Raw genomic sequence first — 20162 nt, 5'->3', positions numbered from 1 at the left:
CATATACTCTTTCGATCTAGCCGCCGTCCTGATTAGAAGGGGGCGCTGTGCTAGGATTCCCCGCTCGAACACGGCCCGAAGGCCGTCCATAAGATCGTTTTCGTGAGTAGCCATGGTCGACAAACTGACGCATCTGAAACAGCTGGAGGCCGAAAGCATCCACATCATCCGCGAGGTCGCCGCCGAGTTCGATAACCCGGTGATGCTGTACTCCGTCGGTAAAGACTCCGCCGTAATGCTGCATCTTGCGCGCAAGGCATTCTTCCCGGGCAAACTTCCGTTTCCGGTGATGCACGTCGACACCCAGTGGAAGTTCAAGGAAATGTACGCGTTCCGCGACCGCATGGTCGAAGAGCTCGGCCTGGACCTGCTGGTACACGTCAACCCCGAGGGTGTTGCGCAGGGTATCAACCCGCTCACCCACGGCAGTGCCAAGCACACCGACATCATGAAGACCGAAGGCCTCAAACAGGCCCTCGACAAGTATGGCTTCGATGCCGCATTCGGTGGCGCCCGTCGCGACGAAGAGAAGTCCCGGGCCAAAGAGCGCGTGTATTCCTTCCGTGACAGCAAGCACCGCTGGGACCCGAAAAACCAGCGCCCGGAGCTGTGGAACGTCTACAACGGCAAGGTCAACAAGGGCGAATCGATCCGCGTATTCCCGTTGTCGAACTGGACCGAGCTGGACATCTGGCAGTACATCTACCTCGAAGGCATCCCGATCGTGCCGCTGTATTTCGCTGCCGAGCGTGATGTCATCGAGATGAACGGCACCTGGATCATGATCGACGACGAGCGCCTGCTCAATCACCTGAGCGACGAAGACAAGGCGCGCATCGTCAAGAAAAAGGTCCGTTTCCGTACACTGGGCGACTACCCGTTGACCGGTGCTGTCGAGTCCGAGGCCACCAGCCTGACCGACATCATTCAGGAAATGCTCCTGACGCGAACTTCCGAACGCCAGGGCCGAGTCATCGATCACGATGGCGCCGGTTCCATGGAAGAAAAGAAACGTCAGGGTTATTTCTAAGGGGTTGTCATGTCGCACGCATCTGATTTGATCAGCGAGGACATCCTCGCCTACCTGGGCCAGCACGAACGCAAGGAAATGCTGCGCTTTCTGACTTGTGGCAACGTCGACGACGGCAAGAGCACCCTGATCGGGCGCCTGCTGCACGACTCCAAAATGATCTACGAAGATCACCTGGAAGCCATTACCCGCGACTCGAAAAAAGTCGGCACCACCGGCGAAGACATCGACCTGGCGTTGCTGGTCGACGGCTTGCAGGCCGAGCGTGAGCAGGGCATCACCATCGATGTCGCCTACCGCTATTTCTCTACCGCCAAGCGCAAATTCATCATCGCCGATACCCCCGGCCATGAGCAGTACACCCGCAACATGGCCACCGGTGCGTCCACCTGTGACCTGGCGATCATCCTGGTCGACGCCCGTTACGGCGTGCAGACCCAGACCCGTCGCCACAGCTTTATCGCCTCGTTGCTGGGCATCAAGCACATCGTGGTCGCCATCAACAAGATGGACCTCAACGGCTTCGACGAAAGCGTGTTCGAGTCGATCAAGGCCGATTACCTGAAGTTCGCCGAAGGCATCGCGTTCAAGCCGAGCACCATGGCGTTCGTGCCGATGTCCGCGCTCAAGGGCGACAACGTGGTGAACAAGTCCGAGCGCTCGCCGTGGTACACCGGCCAGTCGCTGATGGAAATCCTCGAAACCGTCGAAATCGCCAGCGACCGCAACTACACCGACCTGCGTTTCCCGGTGCAGTACGTCAACCGTCCGAACCTGAACTTCCGTGGTTTCGCCGGCACCCTGGCCAGCGGCATCGTGCACAAGGGCGACGAAGTCGTTGTGCTGCCGTCGGGCAAGAGCAGCCGCGTGAAATCCATTGTCACCTTCGAAGGTGAGCTGGAGCATGCAGGCCCTGGTCAAGCGGTGACGCTGACCATGGAAGACGAGATCGACATCTCCCGCGGCGACTTGCTGGTGCACGCCGACAACAAGCCGCAAGTGACTGACGCCTTCGACGCCATGCTGGTGTGGATGGCCGAAGAGCCGATGCTGCCGGGCAAGAAATACGACATCAAGCGTGCCACGACTTACGTGCCGGGTTCGATCACCAGCATCGTTAATCGCGTGGACGTGAACACCTTGGCCGAAGGGCCAGCCAGCTCGCTGCAACTGAACGAGATCGGTCGGGTCAAGATCAGCCTCGACGCGGCTATCGCGCTGGACGGTTACGACAGCAACCGCACCACTGGTTCGTTCATCGTCATCGATCGACTGACCAACGGCACGGTCGCGGCCGGCATGATCATCGCCCAGCCGTTGAGCCATGGCAGCAGCACCCACCACGGCAAACTGGCGCACGTGGCCACCGAAGAACGCGCTCAGCGCTTCGGCCAGCAACCGGCCACTGTGTTGTTCAGCGGCCTGTCCGGTGCTGGCAAAAGCACCCTGGCCTACGCGGTTGAACGCAAGCTGTTCGACCTGGGCCGTGCGGTGTTTGTGCTCGATGGCCAGAACCTGCGTCATGACCTGAACAAAGGTCTGCCAAATGATCGCGCCGGGCGTACCGAAAACTGGCGTCGTGCGGCGCACGTTGCGCGTCAGTTCAACGAAGCCGGTTTGCTGACACTGGCGGCGTTTGTTGCCCCGAGTGCCGAAGGTCGTGAGCAGGCCAGGGAGCTGATCGGCAAGGAGCGTCTGCTGACGGTTTACGTCCAGGCCTCTCCGACGGTCTGTGCCGAGCGTGATCCGCAAGGTCTGTACGCGGCGGGTGGCGATAACATCCCGGGCGAATCCTTCCCGTACGACGTGCCGCTGAATGCCGATCTGGTGATCGACACCCAGTCGCTGTCGCTGGAAGAAAGCGTCAAGCAAGTGCTGGATCTGCTGCGTAAGCGTGGTGCGATCTAAGCGTTAGCTGCAAATAAAAAACCCGCAGATGAGTGATCGTCTGCGGGTTTTTTTGTGTCCTTGAGATCGCCATCGCGGGCAAGCCCGCTCCCACAGGGATCTTTAGCGGATACAGAATTTGCGTTTCACAGAGAACCACTGTGGGAGCGGGCTTGCCCGCGAAGAGGCCGGTACAAGCGCCTCAAACCTTGGCGGTGTGCTCACGGTGCATCTGCCCCAGCAGCGCATCCTTGTCATTCCACAGCTGATTGATCCAGCCCTGAAACTCCAGGCGATACACCCCATCCTGGTCGTAGTTCTTGCCGATGAACTGCGGTGGAATCTTCAGCTCCTGAAAGTGCACCACCACGTCTTTTACATTACCGCAGAGCAAATCCCAGTAACCCGGGCGCCCCGCCGGGTAGTGGATGGTCACGTTGATGATGCCTTCCAGCTGGTCCCCCATGGCATCCAGCACGAACGCAATGCCGCCCGCTTTCGGCTTGAGCAGGTAGCGGAACGGTGAGCTCTGCTGTACGTGTTTGCCCTCGGTGAAGCGCGTGCCTTCGACGAAGTTGAAAATCCCCACCGGGTTATTGCGGAACTTGTCGCAGGTCTTGCGGGTGGTTTCCAGGTCTTTGCCTTTCTTCTCCGGGTGCTTTTCCAGATAGGCCTTGGAGTAACGCTTCATGAACGGAAAACCGAGCGCCCACCACGCCAGACCAATCACCGGGACCCAGATCAGTTCCTGTTTGAGAAAGAACTTCAGCGGGCGGATGCGACGGTTGAGCACGTACTGCAACACCATGATGTCGACCCAGCTCTGGTGGTTGCTGGTGATCAGGTACGAGTGCTGATAGTCCAGACCTTCCAGCCCGCTGAGTTGCCAGCGCGTGTGCCCGAGCAAGTCCATCCAGGCTTTGTTGTTGCTGATCCAGGTTTCGTGGATATGGCCCATCAGCCAGTTGGTGAGACGCTGGGCGGCGGGGAAGGGCAGCAGCAGTTTGAAGATCGCCACCACGAACAGCGGGGTGCAGCAGGCAATCGTGTTCAGCGCCAACAGCAGCGAGGCGATCACGCCGCGCACGGGGGCAGGTAGAAAATCCAGCATTTAAACATCCATAGGTCGGTTGGCAGCCTGGATCGCGGTCAACGCGATGGTGTAGACGATGTCGTCGACTTGCGCGCCACGCGGCAGGTCGTTCACCGGTTTGCGCAGGCCTTGCAGCATCGGCCCGAGGCTGACGCAGTCGGCGCTGCGCTGCACGGCTTTGTGGGTGGTGTTGCCGGTGTTCAGGTCGGGGAACACGAACACCGTGGCACGACCGGCCACCTGACTGTTCGGCGCCAGTTGCCGGGCCACGGTTTCGTTGGCGGCGGCGTCGTACTGCAACGGGCCGTCGATCAACAGAGCGTTTTGCTGTTCGTGGGCGAGCAAGGTGGCCTCGCGAACCTTCTCGACTTCTTCGCCGCTGGCCGATTCACCGCTGGAGTAGCTGATCATCGCCACCCGCGGAGTGATGCCGAACGCCGCTGCCGAATCGGCGCTTTGCAACGCGATCTCGGCCAGTTCGCTGGCGCTCGGGTGCGGGTTCATCACGCAGTCGCCGTAAACCAGCACTTCTTCCGGAAACAGCATGAAAAATACCGACGACACCAGGGTGCAGCCCGGCGCGGTCTTGATCAGTTGCAGGGCCGGGCGGATGGTGTTGGCGGTGGAGTGAATGACCCCGGACACCAGCCCGTCGACTTCATCCAGCGCCAGCATCATGGTGCCGATCACCACGGTGTCTTCCAGTTGCTGCTCGGCCATGGGTGCATTGAGGCTTTTGCTTTTGCGCAGGGCGACCATTGGCTCTACGTAACGCTCGCGGATCAGGTCCGGGTCGAGGATTTCCAGCCCCGGCGGCAACTCGATGCCTTGGGCGCGGGCCACGGCTTCGACGTCCGCCGGTTTGGCCAGCAACACGCAACGGGCAATGCCCCGTGCCTGGCAGATCGCGGCGGCTTGTACGGTCAACGGCTCGCTGCCTTCAGGCAACACGATGCGCTTGTTGGCGGACTGGGCGCGCTGGATCAGTTGATAGCGGAACACCGCTGGCGACAGGCGCATTTCCCGTGGCGTGCCGCAGCGCTGGTGCAGCCAGTTGGCGTCGAGGTGGCTGGCGACGAAATCGGTGATGATCTCTGCACGTTCGCGGTCGTCGATCGGGATTTCCTTGTTCAAACCGTTCAACTGGTTGGCGGTTTCGTAGGAACCGGTGCTGACCGACAACACCGGCAAACCGGCCTGCAAGGCGCCACGGCACAGGTCCATGATGCGCGGGTCTGGCAGGGTGTCGCTGGTCAGCAACAGGCCGGCCAGGGGCACGCCGTTCATTGCCGCGAGGCTGACCGCGAGGATGATGTCGTCGCGATCGCCAGGGGTCACCACCAGCACGCCGGGCTTGAGCAGCTCCACGGTGTTGCGCACGGTGCGGGCGCAAATGATGATTTTGGTCATGCGCCGGGTTTCGTAGTCGCCGGCGTTGAGCACCTGAGCGCCCATCAGATCGGCCACGTCGCGAGTGCGAGGGGCGTTCAGTTCCGGTTGAAACGGGATACAGCCGAGCAGGCGGAAGTCGCCACTGCGCAGCAATGGCGAATGTTCTTTCAGGCGCGAGGCGAAGGCCTCCATGCTCTCGTCGGTTTTGACCTTGTTGAGGATCACGCCAAGGACTTTCGGGTCTTTCGGCCCGCCGAACAATTGCGCCTGCAATTCCACCCGACCAGAGAGTTCGGTCAGCACTTCGTTTTCCGGCGCCGAGACCAGAATCACTTCGGCGTCGAGGCTCTTGGCCAAATGCAGGTTGACCCGCGCGGCGTAGCTGGCGCTGCGGGTGGGGACCATGCCTTCGACAATCAGCACATCTTTGCCGACAGCGGCTTGCTGATAGAGGGTGATGATTTCTTCGAGCAACTCGTCCAGCTGACCGTCGCCGAGCATCCGCTCGACGTGGGCCAGGCCCAACGGCTGTGGCGGTTTCAAACCGTGAGTGCGGGCCACCAGTTCGGTGGAGCGTTCAGGGCCCGTGTCACCCGGGTGTGGCTGGGCAATCGGTTTGAAAAAGCCGACTTTGAGGCCGGCCCGCTCGAGGGTACGCACCAGCCCGAGGCTGATGGAGGTCAGACCCACACCAAAATCGGTGGGCGCGATAAAAAAAGTTTGCATGCGGATTCTCTGCAATGGTGAACGCCTATGGCTGGCGCTCTACCGATATTCAGTCGCCAAGGTTATCGCTAACCGAGCCCTGTGCGCACCAACCGCAATCAAAGGGCTGGCCTATTTTTTCATTGCGCAGCAAAGGGTCCAGCACCCAGGCCCGGGATTGCCACGGTGGCTGGTGCCGCAGGTGTTGGGTATGGTCGCAGGAAAGCTCGGCCACCCAGTGCCCGTCCTCGTCCTGATGAAAGCCTGTGACCGTCGAGCCTTTCGCCGCAATCCGTCTGTCCGGGTTGTGTTCGCTTTCGGACGATTGCTTCGCTAAACTTGGACATTCATCATTCTTATGCAAAAGGTCTCGCCCCATGCTGATCGCCGCCAATAAGGCTGTCTCCATCGACTATACCCTGACCAACGACGCTGGTGAGGTCATCGACAGCTCCGCCGGCGGCGCGCCGCTGGTCTACCTGCAAGGCGCAGGTAACATCATCCCGGGCCTGGAAAAGGCACTGGAAGGCAAAGCCGTCGGTGAAGAACTGACTGTCGCCGTAGAACCTGAAGATGCCTACGGCGAATACGCTGCCGAACTGGTCAGCACCCTGAGCCGCAGCATGTTCGAAGGCGTCGACGAACTGGAAGTGGGCATGCAGTTCCACGCTTCCGCTCCGGACGGCCAGATGCAGATCGTCACCATTCGCGATCTGGACGGCGATGATGTCACCGTCGACGGCAACCACCCGTTGGCCGGTCAGCGCCTGAATTTCCAGGTCAAGATCGTCGCCATCCGTGACGCCAGCCAGGAAGAAATCGCTCATGGTCACGTCCATGGCGAAGGTGGCCATCACCACTGATTTTCTGCGCTAAGCTTTCGAGAACTGGAGAGGCGCCCGAGGGCGCCTTTTTAGTCCGCGGCTGTCCTTGGCGACATGACCAAGTGGCTGTTTCGAGAAGAACACGGGAAATTTGGAGTCCGTCATGAGTGCTTTTCACGACCTTACATTGAAAACTTTGGATGGCCAGGAGTTACCTCTGGCGCCCTTCAAAGGGCACGTCGTGCTGGTGGTCAACGTCGCCTCCAAATGTGGCTTGACCCCACAATACGCGGCGCTGGAAAACCTCTACCAGCAATACAAGGACAAGGGTTTCAGTGTGCTGGGCCTGCCGTGCAACCAGTTTGCCGGGCAGGAACCGGGCACAGAGAAAGAGATCCAGGAGTTTTGCAGCCTCAACTATGGCGTGACCTTTCCGTTGTCCAGCAAGCTGGAGGTCAACGGTCATGAGCGTCATCAGCTGTACCGTCTGCTGGCGGGCGAGGGGGCGGAATTCCCGGGCGACATCACCTGGAACTTCGAAAAATTCCTGCTGGGCAAGGACGGTCGTGTATTGGCGCGGTTCTCGCCTCGTACGGCGCCGGATGATCCGGCTGTGATTCAGGCGATTGAAAAAGCTCTGAGTTAAAAGCGAAGATCAAGATCAAAAGATCGCAGCCTTCGGCAGCTCCTACAGGTGTTCACATTCCTCTGTAGGAGCTGCCGAAGGCTGTGATCTTTTCGTTTCTAATCCTTAATCACTTAAATCAATAGTGCTGTTCAAGGCTGGTTGCTCTCCATATTATCGCCGTCATAAAGCCTATGTCCCGTGGAGCGTCCCGTGCCCGTCAAAGCCCTGTTCAAACCTTTTCAACTCGGCGCTCTCGAACTGCCGACCCGTGTCGTCATGGCGCCGATGACCCGCTCGTTTTCGCCGGGCGGTGTGCCCAACTCCAAAGTGATCGAATACTACCGTCGCCGTGCCGCCGCCGGGGTTGGCCTGATCATCACCGAAGGCACCACCGTCGGTCACAAGGCGTCCAACGGCTACCCGAATGTGCCGCATTTCTACGGTGAAGCCGCGTTGGCTGGCTGGAAAAAAGTCGTCGACGCGGTGCATGCCGAAGGCGGCAAGATCGTTCCGCAACTGTGGCATGTGGGCAGCGTGCGGCGCATCGGCACCGAGCCGGATGCCAGCGTGCCGGGTTACGGCCCGTCGGATAAATTGAAGGACGGTCAGGTGGTGGTTCACGGCATGACCCGCCAGGACATCCAGGACGTGATCGCCGCGTTCGCCCAAGCGGCCGAAGACGCCCAGAGCATCGGCATGGACGGCGTGGAAATCCACGGTGCTCACGGTTATCTGGTGGATCAGTTCTTCTGGGAAGGCAGCAACCAGCGTACCGACGAATACGGTGGCAGCCTGGCTAACCGCTCGCGCTTCGCCATCGAACTGATTGAGGCGGTGCGTGCAGCGGTCGGCGAGGGTTTCCCGATCATCTTCCGTTTCTCCCAGTGGAAGCAGCAGGACTACACCGCCCGCCTGGTGCAGACGCCAGAGGCGTTGGGCGAGTTCCTCAAGCCGTTGTCCGACGCCGGCGTGGACATTTTCCACTGCTCGACGCGGCGTTTCTGGGAGCCTGAGTTCGACGGTTCCGAACTGAACCTGGCGGGCTGGACCCGCAAGCTCACCGGCAAACCGACCATCACCGTGGGCAGCGTTGGCCTGGACGGCGAGTTCCTGCAGTTCATGGTCAACACCGACAAGATCGCACAACCGGCCAGCCTGGAAAAACTGCTGGAGCGTTTGAACAACGATGAGTTCGATCTGGTGGCGGTAGGCCGTGCGTTGCTGGTGGACCCGGACTGGGCGCAGAAAGTGCGGGACGGACGTGAGGAAGACATCCTGCCGTTTAGCCGTGAAGCGTTGATGACGTTGGTTTAAGTAGCGTCTGGAAGGGCCCCATCGCGGGCAAGCCCGCTCCCACAGTGTTCTGCGTCACACACAAATCCTGTGGGAGCGGGCTCGCCCGCGATGATGGCCTCAAGGTCAGCAAAGATTCAGGGTAATGTCTGAGCATTAGGAACCACCTGCTCCCCAACGCAAGCCCCGCGCAACTGCCCCTCGAACTGCTCGATAATCGCCGCCCAGCCCTGACGGCTCGCATGCTGGCGCGCATTAAGGCGCACGCAACGCAAGGTTTCGCGCTCCTCCAGCAGCCAACGCGCCGCATCGCAGAACGCCTCTTCATCCCCGGGCATGGCCAGTACGCCGTTGTAGCCATGGCGAATATGCTGGGCTGCTGCCGCCTGATCGTACGCCACTACCCCCAGCCCCGAGGCCAATGCCTCAAGCACTACATTGCCAAAGGTTTCGGTCAGGCTCGGAAACAGAAACACATCCCCCGACGCATAGTGATTGGCCAGCGCTTCGCCGCGTTGTGAGCCGCAAAAAATCGCCTCGGGCAATTCCTTTTCCAGCGTCGCTCGTAGCGGACCGTCACCGACCACAATCAATTTCATGTTCCGCTGTGGATAAGTAGTTTTCAACGTGTCGAAACTGCGCTTGAGCAGGCCAAGATTCTTCTCCTGGGCCAGGCGTCCTACGTGGATGAAGGCAATATCATCCTCGGCCAGCCCCCATTGCTCGCGCAGCGGCTTCAGCCGTTTGGCCGGATGAAACAACTGGCTGTCGACGCCTCGAGAGAGCAACGCCAGGCGCTCGAAACTGCGACGCTCCAGCTCCAGTCGCTGGCTGGCGCTGGGCACCAGGGTCAGGGTCGAGCGATTGTGAAACCAGCGCAGGTAGTGGGTCAGCAAGCGCGTCAGCAGTCCCAGGCCGTACTGTCTGGAGTACTGCTGGAAGTTGGTATGAAAGCCACTGACCACCGAAATCCCCAAACGCCGTGCGGCGCGCAACGCGGACAACCCCAGCGGTCCTTCGGTGGCGATGTACAACACATCCGGGCGATGGCGCTTCCAGCGCCGCAGCAGCTTGTGCATCGACGACTGACCCCATTGCAGGCCGGGATAACCCGGCAGCGGCCAGCCCCGACACAGCAGCAACTCATCATTGTTGCCTATGAGCGGGTCGCAATCCTGACGTGGCCGCACCAACTCGACCTGATGCCCGCGTGCGCGCAAACCATCGAACAAGCGACCCAGGGTATTGGCCACGCCGTTGATTTCCGGTGGGAAGGTTTCGGTGATCAGAGTGATATGCAGAGCTGTCGTCATGACCTCAGTGTCGGCTGAGGCCATGTCGTCATTGTGACGTTGGGATGATGGATTTGTGACGCGATTAACTGCGCTGTGCCACCAGGTGTTCCGCGCCACGCTCACGCACCCAAAACAGCGTCGCGCCAGCCACCGCCGCTGGCATCATCAGGATGTTGACCACCGGAATCAGCAGCACCAGATAAACGATCCCGCCGAAGCTCATGCTCTGCCAGCGCTTCTGGCGCAGCCAGGCGAGCATCTCGTTCCAGCCCAGTTTGTGGTTATCCGCCGGGTAGTCGATGTACTGGATCGCCATCATCCACACCCCGAACAGCAGCCACAGCGGCGCGGCGATGATGTTGACCACCGGGATGAACGACAGGATGAACAGCCCGATGGCTCTTGGCAGGAAGTAGCCGAGTTTGCGCATTTCCCGGGCCAGGGTGCGGGGGATCATGGCGATCAGTTCGCCCCAGCTGAAGGTCGGGAAGTCGTCGGTGCCGCGCACCACCACTTCGACTTTCTCCGCGAGGAAGCCATTGAACGGCGCGGCGATGACGTTGGCGAGCATGGTGAAGGTGAAGAACACCATCAGCACCACCAGCACGACGAACAGTGGCCAGAGGATGTAACTGAGAAAACTCAGCCAGTCGGGCAGGGACGGCATCAGCGTATCGACCCACAGGCTGAACTGATGACCGGCCAGATAGATCAATCCGACGAACAGCACCAGGTTGATCGCCAGCGGTAACAACACGAACAAGCGCAGGCTTGGGCTCAGGACCAGCTTGAGGCCCTCGCGCAAATATTGCGGGCCGGACAGAACAGGGGCGGGCATAACGTGCTCCGAGCAAGAGGAAAACGCGCCGACCTTACCGGCTTTGCCTGACGGGCGAAAGCGCGGTAGCGGCATCGACATTAACTGTAACAAAGGCGTCTATACATTCACTGCAACGGAATAGAGACCGCCTATGAGCTGGATTGTTAAACCGTATTTCCTTAATCTTCGTCCCCTCGATACGCTGCACCCATTCTTTTTACAGGACTGTCGAGCTCAACCCTTTCCCAAGTGCTTTCAACGGTCCTTTTTTATTCCCGCCGGCAATCCGGCGTTCCGCGCCCAGTGTTTCGGGCCGGTCAACAGGAGCAGGTCATGTCTGAAGTTCGTCATTCGCGAGTGATTATTCTCGGTTCCGGCCCTGCCGGTTACAGCGCAGCGGTCTATGCCGCCCGTGCCAACCTCAAGCCACTGCTGATCACCGGCATGCAGGCGGGCGGTCAACTGACCACCACCACCGAAGTCGACAACTGGCCGGGCGACGTCCATGGCCTGACCGGCCCGGCGCTGATGGAACGCATGAAAGAGCACGCCGAGCGCTTTGAAACCGAGATCGTGTTCGATCACATCAATGCCGTGGACTTCGCCGCCAAGCCATACACCTTGATTGGCGACAGCGCGACTTACACCTGCGATGCACTGATCATCGCCACCGGTGCCAGCGCCCGTTACCTGGGCCTGCCGTCGGAAGAAACGTTCATGGGCAAAGGCGTGTCGGCCTGCGCGACCTGCGACGGTTTCTTCTATCGCAACAAGCCAGTGGCTGTGGTGGGTGGTGGTAACACTGCTGTAGAAGAAGCCCTGTATCTGGCCAACATCGCCAGCACCGTAACCTTGATCCACCGTCGCGAAACCTTCCGTGCCGAGAAGATCCTGATCGACAAGCTCAATGCCCGGGTTGCCGAAGGCAAGATCATCCTGAAGCTGAACTCGACCCTGGACGAAGTGCTGGGCGACAACATGGGCGTGACCGGTGCTCGCCTGAAGAACAACGACGGCAGCTTCGACGAGCTGAAAGTCGACGGCGTGTTCATCGCCATCGGCCACACCCCGAACACTTCGTTGTTCGAAGGTCAGTTGACGTTGAAAGACGGCTACCTGGTTGTGAAGGGTGGCCGTGATGGCAACGCCACCGCCACCAGTGTCGAAGGTATCTTTGCCGCCGGTGACGTGGCTGACCACGTTTACCGTCAGGCTATTACCTCGGCCGGTGCCGGTTGCATGGCGGCACTGGATGCCGAGCGCTACCTCGATGATCTGCAGAACGCTTGATTCTGATTCTGTAGAAAGCAAAAAACCGGCTTCGGCCGGTTTTTTTGTGCCTTCAGAAAAGTGCAGTAAACCTGTGGGAGCGGGCTTGCCCGCGATGGCGGTGGGTCAGGCGACATTAATGTTGAATGATAAATCGCTATCGCGGGCAAGCCCGCTCCCACAGGATGTGCGTCGACTTCAACGCTCAGGCCAATTTCTTCAGGCACGCCTCGAGGATATCCAGCCCTTCCTCCAGCACGGCGGCCTCGGTGGTCAGTGGCGCCAGCAGACGAATGATGTGGCGCGACTTGCCGCTGGGCATCAGCAGCAAGCCCGAATCTCGCGCCAGTGCCAGTAGCTGCGTCAGTTGTGCCGAAGCCGGTGTGCCGTCGGCATTGATCAGCTCGATGCCGCGCATTGCACCGACGCCGGTCAAGCGACCCAGATACGGTGACAGTTCGCGGGCTCGCCAGGATTCATAACGGCCGACAATCGCTTCTTCCTGTTGCGTGCCCCAGGCGTGCAGGTGTGCATCACTCATTTCGTCCAGTGTCGCCAACGCGGCGGCGCAGGCGATGGGGTTACCCGAATAGGTGCCGCCCAATCCGCCCTTGGGCAAGTTATCGAGCAGCGACTTGCGCCCGACAACCGCACCCAACGGCACGCCGCCGGCAATGCTTTTACCCAGCAGGATCAGGTCCGGCTCAATGCCCAATCGCGAGAACGCAAACCGCTGGCCGGTACGGCCGAAGCCGGACTGGACTTCATCGGCGATCAGCAGGATGCCTTTGTCATCACAGAAACGTCGCAGCGCCTGGGCAAACTCCACGTCCATCGCCAGGAAGCCCGCTTCGCCCTGCACCGGTTCGACGATAAAACAGGCCACGTCATCAACGTCGATTTCGACGCTGAACAGACGGTCCATGGCTTTCAGGGCCTCGGCACAGGTCACGCCGTTGTCTTTGCTGGGGAATGGCAGATGAAATACCGGCCCCGGCAGCACACCGACTTTCTGTTTGTAGGGCGCGACTTTGCCGTTGAGGTTCAGAGTGGCGAGCGTGCGACCGTGGAAGGCACCATCGAAGGCGATGACTGCGGTGCGACCGGTGGCGCCACGGACGATCTTCAGGGCGTTTTCCGCCGCTTCCGCACCGCTGTTGGTGAGCATGCCGCTGACCGGATAGTCCACCGGAATAAACGCAGTGAGGCGATCCATCAGTTCGAGGTAAGGCACATGCGGGGCGGCGTTGAACGCGTAGTGGGTCAGGCGGGTGGCCTGTTCGCGAATGGCCTCGACGATGCGCGGATGGCAATGGCCGAGGTTCAGCACGCCGATCCCACCGACAAAATCGATGTAGCGTTTGCCGTCAGTGTCCCAGACCTCGGCATTTTTGCCGTGGCTGAGCGTGACGGGATGAACGATGTTGATCGACCGACTGATGTTTTCGCTGCTCATGGATACCGGACTCAGAAGAAGGGATGCTTCTTTTTATCTAAGCCGCGAGCAGTGGTACCCGGCAAACGAAATAAAGTTGCCGGGTCAATCTTAAAAGTCGGGATGTGCCGCTAATACCTGTAGGAGCACGGCTTGCCGGCGATGGCGTTCTTGAGATCGCCTTCGCCGGCAAGCCGTGCTCCTGCAAAAAGCTTTTTAGCGGCGAGTCAGCGGCTGCTGCGCGAACTTCACACCCGCCAACCCATGGGCAATCAGCGCGCGGATATTGCCGTGGTCGCTGCCTTCAGGTGTGGCCACCACCGAACGGTAATGCTCGCCGAACGCCAACAGTGCTTCTTCATTGCTCAGACCTTCCAGCAATGCCAGGCCCAAGGTCTTGCACGAACCTTCGTTCTGCCCTGCCGCGTTTTCCACGCCGCCGTTATTGAACGACTGAGGCTGATAGTCGTAACCGGCGGCAATGAACGCCAGGGTGTCGGCGAAAGCATGCTCGCCGCTCTTGAGGCTGGCGCGCAGGGTGTTCAAATCACTCATTGGGTTTTCCTTTGGCGAACGCCGCTTGTTGGTCGGCGCTGGCTTCTTTCTGGTATTGGGCTTTCCACTCGGCGTACGGCATGCCGTAAACCACTTCGCGGGCTTCGTCGAGGCTGACGTCGATCTGGCGTTCGTCGGCGGCGGCCTTGTACCACTTGGACAGGCAGTTGCGGCAGAAACCCGAGAGGTTCATCAGGTCGATGTTCTGCACGTCCTTGCGGCTGTCCAGGTGGGCAACCAGCCGGCGAAAGGCGGCGGCTTCAAGTTCCAGGCGTTGTTGATCGTTCATGATGGGCTCTGTGCAATCAAATCGTGGCGCGGATGATAAAAGCCTGGCGAGCGATGCGCCAGACGCTGTCAGCGGCTTGCGGCCAGGGTGATTGACACCGACTCGGCGAAGCGCAGGGCGTGGGGCTTGTCGACTTCGACTTCGGCGTACAGCACCGACTCATTGGCCATGATCAGGTCCAGTAACTCCTGGGTCAGGCGCTCGAGCAAGGCAAAGCGATTGCCCTCCACGTGGGCGATGATCGCCTTGGTGATGGTGCGGTAATTCAACGCGTGATCGATATCGTTGTCACGCACTGCCTCCTGGGCGGCATACAGGATGGTCAGGTTGATCAGCACATCCTGCTTGTTGAGGATTTCGTCCTCGTTGATCCCGATGAAAGTTCGCAAACACAGGTTCTTGACCCGGATGCGTGCCATTCCTGGTTGAAGTTGTGGCATTGCTACTTGCTCCGTCCAATCAATTGCAGGAACTCCTGACGGGTGTTGCTCGACTCGCGGAAGGCACCGAGCATCACCGAGGTGTTCATGGTCGAATTCTGTTTCTCGACGCCGCGCATCATCATGCACATGTGCTGGGCTTCGATGACCACCGCGACACCGGCGGCGTCGGTCACTTGCTGCACGGCGTCGGCGATTTGCCGGGTGAGGTTTTCCTGGATTTGCAGGCGGCGGGCGAACATATCCACAAGCCGCGCAATCTTCGACAGGCCCAGCACTTTGCCCGTTGGAATATATGCCACATGCGCCTTGCCGATGAAGGGCAACATGTGATGTTCACACAGTGAGTACAACTCGATGTTGTCGACAATGATCATTTCATCGTTGTCGGAGGCGAACAGCGCGCCGTTGACGATCTCTTCGACACTCTGTTCGTAACCATGACACAGGTACTGCATGGCTTTCGCGGCGCGCACCGGCGTATCGAGCAGGCCTTCGCGGTCGGGGTTTTCACCGAGGCCGACGAGGATCTCGCGATAGCTCTGGGACAGCGTGTTCCGGGGCAGGGATAACGTCATGGGACATCCTCGCGGGGGCGGCTTATTTGACGTGCCGTCCGCCGTTGACGGTCAGGGTCGTGCCGGTGACATAAGGGTTGTCGAGCAAATAGCGCAGGCTCTGGTAGATCACTTCGCTGCCCGGTTCGATGCCCAGTGCGGATTTGGCCAGGACCCTGGCGCGGTACGCCGCGTCGTCGTCGGGATTGAACAGTAGCAGGGCTGGCGCGATACCGTTGACCTTGATGCCCGGCGCGAACTTGGCGGCAAAGGACAGGGTCAGGCTGTCGAGCCCGGCTTTGCTGGCGCAGTAGCCGATGTGTTTGCTGCTGCCCTTGCGGGTCACGTCATCGCTGATGTGGATGATGTCGGCGGGGCTTGAACGCCGTAGCAGGTCGGCACAGTGCAGGTTGATCAGGTAGGGTGCCAGCATGTGCACGCTGAACATGCGGGTGAAGGCTTCGACTTCGGCACCTGGGGTTTCGGCCAGCCATTCGGAGGCGTTATGGACAATCGCCCGCAAGCTGTCGGTGTGGTTCTTAAGTTCGCCGATGAACGCGAAGATTCCGGCCTCGCTGGAAAAGTCCGCGAACACCGCAATCGCTCCCAAGTCGCGCAGAGTCTTTACGCCGGGGCGTTCGCTGCGGTAGCTGAAGATTACCGGATGGCCGTCTTCGAGCAAACGCTGCGCACAGTACAGGCCGACACGCTGGCCGGCACCGGTGATGAGGATTGGGGCTGCGGAAGAGGTCATGAACGGCTCGCGTCGCGGTTAGAGCAAAACTATACCAGCGACGGGAGGCGTACACCTATTGTGGGAGCGGGCTTGCTCGCGAAAGCGGTGTGTCAGGCGACATCTATGTTGACTGTGCCGCCGTCTTCGCGAGCAAGCCCGCTGCCACAGGGGGATCAGTGATGCTCGGTTGAGGGTTCGGCGGGCAACGGATGTGCCGGTGTACTGTGCAGCCAGTTAGCCAATAGACGGGTCGATAGCGGAATGAAGAAGTAAACCATCAGTGGCGTCAGGCACAGGGTGCTGACGAATACTCGGGTCAGCAAACCCGTTTCAGCCAATAGCGGCCCCAGGACGAAGTTGAACAACAGGGACACCGGGAAGAATGCCAGCCAGATTGCCACGGCCTGTTTCCAGCGTGGTGGGCGTTGGCCGACCGCACCAAACCAGCCATCGATGCCACTGACCCGATGCTCCAAGGGATGGGCAAACAGATCGCTGCCGCGCCCCAACCAGGCGGTACGCGACGCGGAATGCTCCCAGGCGTGCATGGTCTGCTCGTTGGCGAAGCGGAAGATAATCTGGAATTCGTCATCGTCGGGCGGCGGAGCGAGCACGCCAGAGCCGAGATAACCGGGGAAGTCGGTGGCCAGTTGTTCGCCTTCGCGCAACCAGGCCATCAGGTCCTGATAACGCCCATCGGCGACGCGGCGCGCAACCATCAGCGTGACGGGTGAAGTAGACATTGTGTATCTCCATATTACTAACGCGTCGCTCCGGATAAGAGCTTCGCCAGACACAGCGCCGGGGTGGTGGGCTGCATCTCGGGACAAGCAAGGATTATTCCTGATTATGTCATGGACATCAGTACCTGCTTCTTTCAACAACGTGTTGAATGCTGTCGCGGCAGGAGAGTTATAATATATCCAAATTTATACATGGATGTAGATTCAAAGATGCCTGTGCTGAGCAACCTTGCGCCTAGCTTTCCCACCAGTACCTCCCTGATTCGAGAAGAGCTGTTTCCGATTCGTGAGGTTGCGCGCTTGACGGGAGTCAACCCGGTCACACTAAGAGCATGGGAGCGACGGTACGGGTTGATACAGCCCACTCGCACCGAAAGTGGGCATCGTTTGTATTCGTTGACCGATATCGAGCGGGTTCGCAGCATCGTTGGCTGGATCGAACGCGGTGTCGCAGTCAGCAAGGTCGGCAAGATACTGGCCAAGACCGAACCGCTCAAGGTGCTGGTGCAGACCTCTCCCAACGAACTCGCTCAGGCTGACTGCGACCAATGGCAGCAGCAGGTCAAGGCGGCGGTGAGCGTTTTTGACGAAGTTCGACTGGAGCAAGTCTACGGTCAGATTTTTTCCAGGTACCCGCTGACGGTGCTGTTTCAGGACATTCTGATTCCGATCTGGAAGCAACTGCTACAACGCCATGAAGCGTTCGGTCAGGCCAGCGAGTGGCTTTTTCTGGATGGTTTTCTGCGTGCTCGAGTGTTGCAACGCTTGCTGCTGGTACGTGTCATGGAACCGCGACGAGTGCTTGTCTGCACCCTGGCCGATCAATGTCGTGAACTTGATGTACTGGTCACGGCGCTGTATCTGAGCAGCGTCGATTCGGCTATTCAGCTGTTGGCGATCGGTCAGCCCTTCGACGAGTTGATCCTGGTCTGCGAGAAGATCAAGCCCAAGGCACTGGTGCTGGTTTCCAATCACGCACCTGCCGCCGAACTGCCTCGACGTTTGAACCGTCTGGCCATGAGCCTGGATTGTCAGGTGTTGCTGGCCGGGGATGCATCGGACCTGGCGCAGGAGAGCCTGGCCGGATCGTCGATCGGTTGCCTGGGAAACGAGGGAGTGTTGATGCGCCAGCGTCTGAAACAGTTCCTGGCGGGGAATCTGGATACCTGAGATTCAGAGATGCAGTGCGGGATGGGTCAGGCGATGTTGCTGAAGAATGTACTGACGCAGACGTTCGGTTTCATCCGTGTCGCTCTGGCTCAACTCATAGGCGTAGAAACCCTGCTCGGTTTCGCGCTCGAAGGTGCCGCGCAACGCAATTCGTTCATAGCCTGACGGACTGAACCACAACGCGAAATGTTTTGGTGCCTTGGTCTTGTTACGAACCTCCAGCAAGACCCCTTTGAACGATATTTCATGCACCCACATCGTGCCGGGTTGGCCTTTGGCATTTTCCAGCGCCACGGGTTCTTCGAGCGCCAGGCGCCATGGCCGAATCATCGGCCCGTCTTCATAAATACTGGGGACACCGAGGCGCAGATGCATCGCATGGAATTCATCTTCCACCAGGTGCAGCGGGAAGGTCATTTGCTGATTTTCGAAATTGGCCTGGATGGTGACTTGTTCATGAGCGGCCAGGCGAGTGAGCAAGTCACGAATCTGCGAACCACCGTTGACGAGCAGGCTCGACGTCGCATCCCGTACATTGAGTTGCGGGTTGTGTTGCATGGTCTGGATAAAATCCAGCTCATCCTGGGTCAGGAGTGCGTCGCGCTGCATGATTTGCTCGAAAGGAATAGTCACAAAGTCATCGGTGATTGTAGTAAATGACCGTTAATTCGCAGATTGGTTTGAGCCGTTCGTCGTTTGAGTGCGCAAAGTTCAGCCTGTACCTCGGCCAATTGCGCCTCCAGTTGCGCGACTCGCCGCTGAGTCTTGACCTGCCCGGTGACGTCTTTCTGCACCCCGACGAAATAGGTCTGTCCGTCGTGCGGGTTTTTTACCGTGGAAAGCGACAGTTCGTTCCAGAACGGTGTGCCGTCCTTGCGGTAATTCCTGAGGATTTCCCGGCAGGAACCGTCATTATCCAACGCTTGGCGAATCAAGGCGAGGGCGGACTGATCCCGGTCTCCTGCCTGCAAAAAACGGCAATCCTGGTAGAGGATTTCTTCGCTGGTATAACCCGTCAGGCGTTCGAATGCCGGGTTTACGTAAATCAGGATGTTGTCCTGCTCGCCTTCCTTTTCGGCAATCACGATGCCGTCGTTGGAGGCGTTGATCACCATTTGCAGCAGTTGGGCATTGATCATCGCAGCGTCCTTTGCGTATTGATTGATGCGCTGCATTCTAAAAGATCAATGAAGGCGGTGCTGTTAATATCTCGATCTTTTACTCAGCTTCAGGATCAGATTGATGAAAGTCGCCATCCTTTCCGGCTCGGTGTACGGCACGGCTGAAGAAGTTGCCCGCCACGCTGCAAGCATTTTGAACGTCGCCGGTTTTGAAACCTGGCACAACCCGCGCGCGACACTCGCTGATGTTCTGGCGTTTGGCCCCGAAGCATTTCTGGCGGTGACCTCGACCACTGGCATGGGCGAGTTGCCAGACAACCTGCAACCACTGTATTCAATGATCCGCGATCAATTGCCCGCCGGCTGGCGCGGTTTGCCAGGTGCGGTGATCGGTTTGGGCGACTCGAGTTATGGCGATACGTTCTGCGGCGGCGGCGAGCAAATGCGCGAGTTGTTCGGCGAATTGGGCGTGCGCGAAGTCCTGCCGATGCTGCGCCTGGACGCCAGTGAAACCGTGACCCCGGAAACCGACGCCGAACCTTGGCTGGCGAACCTCGTCAGCGCTCTGCGGGGCTGACTTGTGGGAGCGAGCCTGCTCGCGATAGCGGCGGGTCAGGCAACATTGATGCTGAAGGTGCCGCCGTCATCGCGAGCAGGCTCGCTCCCACAAGTTTGCGCGGCTTAACTTAACTTACGGGCATTAAGGCCTACGCGCCTTTATTGGGCGGGTGCCTTGACATGGATCCAGGCTCACCCGCGCACTGACTCGCTCGGCCATCAAGCTGGCTGCCAATGCAACTACACGAAGTCCGGGGGCTGACTAGACTGCTGTAACGTCGGTAAAACGATAAGAACCCAGAAAAATAAAAATCAGAGGTCT

At 59.3% G+C, this 20162-nt stretch carries 21 protein-coding genes and 1 pseudogene; 8 read left to right on the top strand and 14 right to left on the bottom strand.

Annotation, left to right across the window (positions count from 1 at the left end; translation table 11 throughout):
- Positions 1–112 precede the first annotated feature (112 nt).
- Positions 113–1030, top strand: coding sequence for a sulfate adenylyltransferase subunit CysD (gene cysD, locus LOY38_RS25150; protein WP_007941268.1), 918 nt, complete (start codon positions 113–115; stop codon positions 1028–1030).
- A gap of 9 nt (positions 1031–1039) precedes the next feature.
- Positions 1040–2938 (top strand): sulfate adenylyltransferase subunit CysN, encoded by a 1899-nt coding sequence (cysN, locus tag LOY38_RS25145; protein WP_258697525.1) that lies wholly within the window; start codon positions 1040–1042, stop codon positions 2936–2938.
- A gap of 181 nt (positions 2939–3119) precedes the next feature.
- Here the strand turns inward: cysN and LOY38_RS25140 are convergent, their stop codons facing one another.
- From LOY38_RS25140 to LOY38_RS25130, 3 genes are read right to left on the bottom strand one after another with little or no spacing between them, the layout of a single operon-like run.
- Positions 3120–4028: an acyltransferase gene (locus tag LOY38_RS25140; RefSeq protein WP_258697524.1), complete on the bottom strand. Its 909-nt coding sequence runs from the start codon at positions 4026–4028 to the stop codon at positions 3120–3122.
- The gene (pta, locus tag LOY38_RS25135; protein WP_258697523.1) at positions 4029–6128 is read right to left on the bottom strand and encodes a phosphate acetyltransferase; all 2100 of its coding nucleotides are present in this window, start codon (positions 6126–6128) and stop codon (positions 4029–4031) included. It lies immediately after the preceding gene.
- A 49-nt stretch (positions 6129–6177) separates the two neighbouring features.
- The gene (locus LOY38_RS25130; RefSeq protein ID WP_258697522.1) at positions 6178–6516 is read right to left on the bottom strand and encodes a DUF3565 domain-containing protein; all 339 of its coding nucleotides are present in this window, start codon (positions 6514–6516) and stop codon (positions 6178–6180) included.
- Here LOY38_RS25130 and LOY38_RS25125 point away from each other — a divergent pair.
- The 3 genes from LOY38_RS25125 to LOY38_RS25115 all read left to right on the top strand — a co-directional run bounded on the left by LOY38_RS25125 (position 6485) and on the right by LOY38_RS25115 (position 8873).
- The gene (locus LOY38_RS25125; RefSeq protein WP_095193885.1) at positions 6485–6970 is read left to right on the top strand and encodes a peptidylprolyl isomerase; all 486 of its coding nucleotides are present in this window, start codon (positions 6485–6487) and stop codon (positions 6968–6970) included. The genes LOY38_RS25130 and LOY38_RS25125 overlap by 32 nt on opposite strands.
- Positions 6971–7094: 124 nt before the next feature.
- Positions 7095–7577 carry a glutathione peroxidase gene (locus LOY38_RS25120; protein ID WP_258697521.1) on the top strand — a complete coding sequence of 161 codons (483 nt, stop codon included), beginning with the start codon at positions 7095–7097 and terminating at the stop codon, positions 7575–7577.
- Positions 7578–7769: 192 nt separating this feature from the next.
- On the top strand, positions 7770–8873 hold the full coding sequence (locus tag LOY38_RS25115; protein ID WP_258697520.1) for an NADH:flavin oxidoreductase: 1104 nt from the start codon (positions 7770–7772) through the stop codon (positions 8871–8873).
- A 116-nt stretch (positions 8874–8989) separates the two neighbouring features.
- Here LOY38_RS25115 and LOY38_RS25110 read toward each other — a convergent pair whose 3' ends face one another.
- A complete protein-coding gene (locus LOY38_RS25110; RefSeq protein WP_258697519.1) occupies positions 8990–10189 on the bottom strand; it encodes a glycosyltransferase family 1 protein in 1200 nt (399 codons plus the stop codon).
- A 40-nt stretch (positions 10190–10229) separates the two neighbouring features.
- Positions 10230–10985, bottom strand: coding sequence for a sulfate transporter CysZ (gene cysZ, locus LOY38_RS25105; protein ID WP_258697518.1), 756 nt, complete (start codon positions 10983–10985; stop codon positions 10230–10232).
- 315 nt (positions 10986–11300) lie between these two features.
- Here cysZ and trxB point away from each other — a divergent pair, with 315 nt between their 5' ends.
- Positions 11301–12257: a thioredoxin-disulfide reductase gene (gene trxB, locus LOY38_RS25100; protein ID WP_258697517.1), complete on the top strand. Its 957-nt coding sequence runs from the start codon at positions 11301–11303 to the stop codon at positions 12255–12257.
- A gap of 184 nt (positions 12258–12441) precedes the next feature.
- Here the strand turns inward: trxB and LOY38_RS25095 are convergent, their stop codons facing one another.
- From LOY38_RS25095 to LOY38_RS25065, 7 genes are all read right to left on the bottom strand, one after another.
- Entirely contained in the window at positions 12442–13692 is a 1251-nt protein-coding gene (locus tag LOY38_RS25095) for an aspartate aminotransferase family protein (RefSeq protein WP_258697516.1), read from the bottom strand.
- Positions 13693–13887: 195 nt separating this feature from the next.
- Positions 13888–14226: a HopJ type III effector protein gene (locus LOY38_RS25090; RefSeq protein ID WP_258697515.1), complete on the bottom strand. Its 339-nt coding sequence runs from the start codon at positions 14224–14226 to the stop codon at positions 13888–13890.
- The gene (locus LOY38_RS25085; protein WP_018927179.1) at positions 14219–14515 is read right to left on the bottom strand and encodes a DUF1244 domain-containing protein; all 297 of its coding nucleotides are present in this window, start codon (positions 14513–14515) and stop codon (positions 14219–14221) included. Before LOY38_RS25085 ends, LOY38_RS25090 begins: the two co-directional genes overlap by 8 nt.
- Positions 14516–14583: 68 nt before the next feature.
- A complete protein-coding gene (gene folX, locus LOY38_RS25080) occupies positions 14584–14955 on the bottom strand; it encodes a dihydroneopterin triphosphate 2'-epimerase (RefSeq protein ID WP_258697514.1) in 372 nt (123 codons plus the stop codon).
- A 2-nt stretch (positions 14956–14957) separates the two neighbouring features.
- A complete protein-coding gene (folE, locus tag LOY38_RS25075) occupies positions 14958–15533 on the bottom strand; it encodes a GTP cyclohydrolase I FolE (RefSeq protein ID WP_258697513.1) in 576 nt (191 codons plus the stop codon).
- Between the two features lie 22 nt (positions 15534–15555).
- On the bottom strand, positions 15556–16266 hold the full coding sequence (gene folM / locus LOY38_RS25070) for a dihydromonapterin reductase (protein WP_258697512.1): 711 nt from the start codon (positions 16264–16266) through the stop codon (positions 15556–15558).
- A gap of 155 nt (positions 16267–16421) precedes the next feature.
- Complete coding sequence (locus tag LOY38_RS25065) at positions 16422–16991, bottom strand: antibiotic biosynthesis monooxygenase (RefSeq protein WP_258697511.1); 570 nt, start codon at positions 16989–16991, stop codon at positions 16422–16424.
- A 192-nt stretch (positions 16992–17183) separates the two neighbouring features.
- Between LOY38_RS25065 and LOY38_RS25060 the strand changes: the two genes are divergently transcribed.
- Entirely contained in the window at positions 17184–18161 is a 978-nt protein-coding gene (locus tag LOY38_RS25060; RefSeq protein ID WP_258697510.1) for a MerR family transcriptional regulator, read from the top strand.
- A gap of 3 nt (positions 18162–18164) precedes the next feature.
- Here the strand turns inward: LOY38_RS25060 and LOY38_RS25055 are convergent, their stop codons facing one another.
- Positions 18165–18770 carry a hypothetical protein gene (locus tag LOY38_RS25055; protein WP_258700792.1) on the bottom strand — a complete coding sequence of 202 codons (606 nt, stop codon included), beginning with the start codon at positions 18768–18770 and terminating at the stop codon, positions 18165–18167.
- Positions 18771–18824: 54 nt separating this feature from the next.
- A pseudogene (locus LOY38_RS25050) lies at positions 18825–19300 on the bottom strand (PAS domain-containing protein).
- Positions 19301–19403: 103 nt separating this feature from the next.
- Here LOY38_RS25050 and LOY38_RS25045 point away from each other — a divergent pair.
- Entirely contained in the window at positions 19404–19859 is a 456-nt protein-coding gene (locus LOY38_RS25045) for a flavodoxin (RefSeq protein ID WP_258697509.1), read from the top strand.
- Positions 19860–20162: the final 303 nt, after the last annotated feature.

The sequence above is a fragment of the Pseudomonas sp. B21-015 genome, from assembly GCF_024749285.1.
Classification (GTDB): domain Bacteria; phylum Pseudomonadota; class Gammaproteobacteria; order Pseudomonadales; family Pseudomonadaceae; genus Aquipseudomonas.
This window is presented reverse-complemented; position numbering and strand designations above follow the sequence as displayed.

Coding starts and splice junctions, on each gene's coding strand:
- cysD (WP_007941268.1), top strand. CDS start 113: ATGGTCGACAAACTGACGCATCTGAAACAGCTGGAGGCCGAAAGCATC.
- cysN (WP_258697525.1), top strand. CDS start 1,040: ATGTCGCACGCATCTGATTTGATCAGCGAGGACATCCTCGCCTACCTG.
- LOY38_RS25140 (WP_258697524.1), bottom strand. CDS start 4,028: ATGCTGGATTTTCTACCTGCCCCCGTGCGCGGCGTGATCGCCTCGCTG.
- pta (WP_258697523.1), bottom strand. CDS start 6,128: ATGCAAACTTTTTTTATCGCGCCCACCGATTTTGGTGTGGGTCTGACC.
- LOY38_RS25125 (WP_095193885.1), top strand. CDS start 6,485: ATGCTGATCGCCGCCAATAAGGCTGTCTCCATCGACTATACCCTGACC.
- LOY38_RS25130 (WP_258697522.1), bottom strand. CDS start 6,516: ATGGAGACAGCCTTATTGGCGGCGATCAGCATGGGGCGAGACCTTTTG.
- LOY38_RS25120 (WP_258697521.1), top strand. CDS start 7,095: ATGAGTGCTTTTCACGACCTTACATTGAAAACTTTGGATGGCCAGGAG.
- LOY38_RS25110 (WP_258697519.1), bottom strand. CDS start 10,189: ATGGCCTCAGCCGACACTGAGGTCATGACGACAGCTCTGCATATCACT.
- cysZ (WP_258697518.1), bottom strand. CDS start 10,985: ATGCCCGCCCCTGTTCTGTCCGGCCCGCAATATTTGCGCGAGGGCCTC.
- trxB (WP_258697517.1), top strand. CDS start 11,301: ATGTCTGAAGTTCGTCATTCGCGAGTGATTATTCTCGGTTCCGGCCCT.
- LOY38_RS25095 (WP_258697516.1), bottom strand. CDS start 13,692: ATGAGCAGCGAAAACATCAGTCGGTCGATCAACATCGTTCATCCCGTC.
- LOY38_RS25090 (WP_258697515.1), bottom strand. CDS start 14,226: ATGAGTGATTTGAACACCCTGCGCGCCAGCCTCAAGAGCGGCGAGCAT.
- LOY38_RS25085 (WP_018927179.1), bottom strand. CDS start 14,515: ATGAACGATCAACAACGCCTGGAACTTGAAGCCGCCGCCTTTCGCCGG.
- folX (WP_258697514.1), bottom strand. CDS start 14,955: ATGCCACAACTTCAACCAGGAATGGCACGCATCCGGGTCAAGAACCTG.
- folE (WP_258697513.1), bottom strand. CDS start 15,533: ATGACGTTATCCCTGCCCCGGAACACGCTGTCCCAGAGCTATCGCGAG.
- folM (WP_258697512.1), bottom strand. CDS start 16,266: ATGACCTCTTCCGCAGCCCCAATCCTCATCACCGGTGCCGGCCAGCGT.
- LOY38_RS25065 (WP_258697511.1), bottom strand. CDS start 16,991: ATGTCTACTTCACCCGTCACGCTGATGGTTGCGCGCCGCGTCGCCGAT.
- LOY38_RS25060 (WP_258697510.1), top strand. CDS start 17,184: ATGGATGTAGATTCAAAGATGCCTGTGCTGAGCAACCTTGCGCCTAGC.
- LOY38_RS25055 (WP_258700792.1), bottom strand. CDS start 18,770: ATGCAGCGCGACGCACTCCTGACCCAGGATGAGCTGGATTTTATCCAG.
- LOY38_RS25045 (WP_258697509.1), top strand. CDS start 19,404: ATGAAAGTCGCCATCCTTTCCGGCTCGGTGTACGGCACGGCTGAAGAA.